Source organism: Intrasporangium chromatireducens Q5-1 (assembly GCF_000576575.1).
GTDB classification, from domain to species: Bacteria; Actinomycetota; Actinomycetes; order Actinomycetales; family Dermatophilaceae; genus Intrasporangium_A; species Intrasporangium_A chromatireducens.
This window is the reverse complement of sequence record NZ_AWQS01000293.1, coordinates 1-4,103: the sequence shown is the minus strand read 5'-3', so window position 1 is coordinate 4,103 and position 4,103 is coordinate 1. Positions and strand designations below refer to the sequence as shown.

Genomic DNA, 4,103 nt, shown 5'->3' with positions numbered 1-4,103 from the left:
GTATGCCGCTGAGCCAGCTCAGCGGCATACCGCACCTCCTGCACGGGGCTGAGCGCGACAGCGCCCCCCAACCCCATCGAGAACCCAGACCACCACAGACTTTTCGCAAGAGACGAGAGAAGGAACCACGTGCTCGACGTCAACTTCTTTGACGAGCTGCGTATCGGCCTCGCGACCGCCGACTCCATCCGCCAGTGGAGCCACGGCGAGGTCAAGAAGCCGGAGACCATCAACTACCGCACCCTCAAGCCGGAGAAGGAGGGCCTGTTCTGCGAGCGCATCTTCGGCCCGACCCGCGACTGGGAGTGCAACTGCGGCAAGTACAAGCGCGTCCGCTTCAAGGGCATCATCTGTGAGCGCTGTGGCGTCGAGGTCACGCGCGCCAAGGTGCGCCGCGAGCGGATGGGCCACATCGAGCTCGCCGCGCCCGTCACCCACATCTGGTACTTCAAGGGCGTCCCGTCGCGCCTCGGGTACCTGCTCGACCTCGCCCCGAAGGACCTCGAGAAGGTCATCTACTTCGCGGCCTACATGATCACGTCCGTCGACGAGGAGCAGCGCCACCAGGACCTGCCCTCGCTCGAGGCGCAGATCCAGGTCGAGAAGAAGGAGATCGAGAACCGCCGCGACGCCGACGTCGAGGCCCGCGCGCAGCGTCTCGAGAAGGACCTCGCCGAGCTCGAGGCCGAGGGCGCCAAGGCCGACGCGCGCCGCAAGGTGCGCGACTCCGCCGAGCGTGAGATGAACCAGATCCGCAAGCGCGCCGACCAGCAGGTCGAGCGGCTCGAGCAGGTCTGGGACCGGTTCAAGAACCTCAAGGTCCAGGACCTCGAGGGCGACGAGCTGCTCTACCGCGAGATGCGCGACCGGTTCGGCCTCTACTTCGAGGGCGGCATGGGCGCGGCCGCGATCCAGCGGCGGCTCGAGACCTTCGACCTCGAGGCCGAGGCCGCGTCGCTGCAGGAGATCATCGCCACCGGCAAGGGACAGAAGAAGACCCGCGCCATCAAGCGGCTCAAGGTTGTCTCCGCGTTCCAGACGACGACCAACGCCCCGACCGGCATGGTCCTCGACTGCATCCCGGTCATCCCGCCGGACCTGCGCCCGATGGTGCAGCTCGACGGTGGCCGCTTCGCGACCTCGGACCTCAACGACCTCTACCGCCGCGTCATCAACCGCAACAACCGCCTCAAGCGGCTGCTCGACCTCGGCGCACCGGAGATCATCGTCAACAACGAGAAGCGGATGCTCCAGGAGGCCGTCGACTCACTGTTCGACAACGGTCGTCGTGGTCGTCCCGTCACGGGCCCGGGCAACCGGCCACTCAAGTCGCTGTCCGACATGCTCAAGGGCAAGCAGGGCCGCTTCCGTCAGAACCTTCTCGGCAAGCGCGTCGACTACTCCGGCCGGTCGGTCATCGTCGTCGGCCCGCAGCTGAAGCTGCACCAGTGCGGTCTGCCCAAGCAGATGGCGCTCGAGCTGTTCAAGCCGTTCGTGATGAAGCGGCTGGTCGACCTCGACCACGCCCAGAACATCAAGTCGGCCAAGCGGATGGTCGAGCGGTCCAAGCCGGTCGTGTGGGACGTCCTCGAAGAGGTCATCACCGAGCACCCCGTGCTGCTCAACCGGGCGCCCACGCTGCACCGCCTGGGCATCCAGGCCTTCGAGCCGCAGCTCGTCGAGGGCAAGGCCATCCAGATCCACCCGCTCGTCTGCTCGGCCTTCAACGCCGACTTCGACGGTGACCAGATGGCCGTCCACGTGCCGCTCTCGGCGGAGGCACAGGCCGAGGCGCGCATCCTCATGCTGTCGTCGAACAACATCCTCAAGCCGGCCGACGGCCGGCCGGTGACGATGCCGACGCAGGACATGATCACGGGCATCTTCCACCTGACCGACGCCGTCGACGGCGGCGGCCTCGGGGCGGGCCGGGCGTTCTCGACGCCGGCCGAGGCCCGGATGGCCTTCGACCGCGGCGAGATCCAGCTCGGGTCGCTCATCAAGGTCCGGCTGCTCGACGTCGTGCCGCCGGCCGGGTACGAGCTGCCCGAGGGCGTGGAGCCGGGTGAGGACGGGCTCGTCCCGTCGGTGCTGCTCGAGACGACGCTGGGCCGCGTCATCTTCAACGTCACGCTGCCGATCGACTACCCGTTCATCAACGAGCCGGTCGACCGCAAGCGCCTGTCGCGGATCGTCAACGACCTCGCCGAGCGCTACTCGAAGGTCCAGGTCGCCGCGTCCCTCGACGCCCTCAAGGAGGCCGGCTTCTACTGGTCGACCCGGTCCGGCTGCACGGTCGCGATCGGTGACGTCACCCTGCCGGGCAACAAGACCGAGATCCTCGAGTCGTACGAGGCGAAGGACGCGAAGGTCCAGACCCAGTACGAGCGCGGTCTGATCACCGACGACGAGCGCCGCCAGGAGCTCGTCGAGATCTGGACGCAGGCGTCCAACCAGGTCGCCAAGGAGATGGAGACCAACTTCGCCCGGACCAACCCGATCTACCGGATGGTCAGCTCGGGTGCGGGTGGTAACTGGTTCCAGATCCGCCAGATCGCCGGCATGCGTGGCCTGATGGCCAACCCGAAGGGCGAGATCATCCCGCGTCCGATCAAGTCGAACTTCCGTGAGGGCCTGTCGGTGCTCGAGTTCTTCATCTCGACGCACGGTGCCCGCAAGGGTCTGGCCGACACCGCGCTCCGCACCGCGGACTCCGGCTACCTCACGCGTCGACTGGTCGACGTGTCGCAGGACGTCATCATCCGTGAGGACGACTGTGGCACCGAGCGTGGGCTCGTCCTGCCGATCGCCAAGATCAACGAGCTGACCGGCACGCGCACCCTCAGCGACATCGTCGAGGCGTCGGTCTACGCCCGGACGCTCGCCGAGGACGTCACGGCCGAGGACGGCACCGTCCTCGCCGAGGCCGGCATCGACCTCGGTGACGTCGTCATCAACGAGCTGTACAACGCCGGCATCGACCAGGTCCGGGTCCGTTCGGTCCTGACCTGTGACAGCCGCGTCGGCACGTGTGCGAAGTGCTACGGCCGCTCGCTCGCGACGGGCAAGCTCGTCGACATCGGCGAGGCCGTCGGCATCATCGCCGCACAGTCGATCGGTGAGCCCGGCACGCAGCTGACGATGCGGACCTTCCACACCGGTGGCGCCGCGGCCGCGGACGACATCACCCAGGGTCTGCCGCGTGTCGTCGAGCTGTTCGAGGCGCGCACGCCCAAGGGCGTCGCGCCGATCGCCGAGGCGAGCGGTCGCATCGAGATCGAGGACACCGACAAGGCCCGCCGGATCGTGCTCGTTCCCGACGACGGCTCGGACCAGCACGCCTACCCGGTCAGCAAGCGCTCGCGCCTGCTGGTCCAGGACGGCGACCACGTCGAGGTCGGTGCCCAGCTCGTGCAGGGCGCCATCGACCCGAAGCAGGTGCTGCGCATCCTCGGCCCCCGGGCCGCGCAGAAGCACCTCGTGGACGAGGTCCAGCACGTCTACCGCCAGCAGGGTGTGTCGATCCACGACAAGCACATCGAGGTCATCGTGCGCCAGATGCTGCGGCGCGTGACGATCATCGAGGCCGGCGACGCGGACCTGCTCCCGGGCGAGCTCGCCGAGCGCGGCCGCTTCGAGGAGGAGAACCGCAAGGTGATGGCCGAGGGTGGCCGTCCGGCTGCCGGGCGTCCCGAGCTGATGGGCATCACCAAGGCGTCGCTCGCGACCGAGTCGTGGCTGTCGGCCGCGTCCTTCCAGGAGACCACGCGTGTTCTCACGCAGGCCGCCATGGAGGCGAAGTCCGATCCGCTGCTCGGCCTCAAGGAGAACGTCATCCTCGGCAAGCTCATCCCCGCCGGCACGGGCCTGCCCCGCTACCGGAACACCACGGTGGAGCCGACCGAGGAGGCCAAGGCGGCGATGTACTCCCTGCCGAACTACGACGCCTACGACTACGCCGGTTTCGGCACGGGCTCCGGCGAGGCGATCCGCCTCGACGATCACGAGCTCGGTCTGGACCAGCTCTGAGCAGGCAGGGCTGACCGGCAGCAGCTGACAGCCCGTATGCCGCTGGGCCGGGACCGCGCACTACGCGCGGTCCC

Annotated in this window: 1 protein-coding gene; it reads left to right on the top strand. The window is 68.1% G+C overall.

Annotated elements, in window-relative coordinates; genetic code table 11:
• Nucleotides 1–129 precede the first annotated feature (129 nt).
• Nucleotides 130–4,029, top strand: coding sequence for a DNA-directed RNA polymerase subunit beta' (locus tag N864_RS19795; protein ID WP_034721391.1), 3,900 nt, complete (start codon nt 130–132; stop codon nt 4,027–4,029).
• The last annotated feature ends 74 nt before the right edge of the window (nt 4,030–4,103 follow it).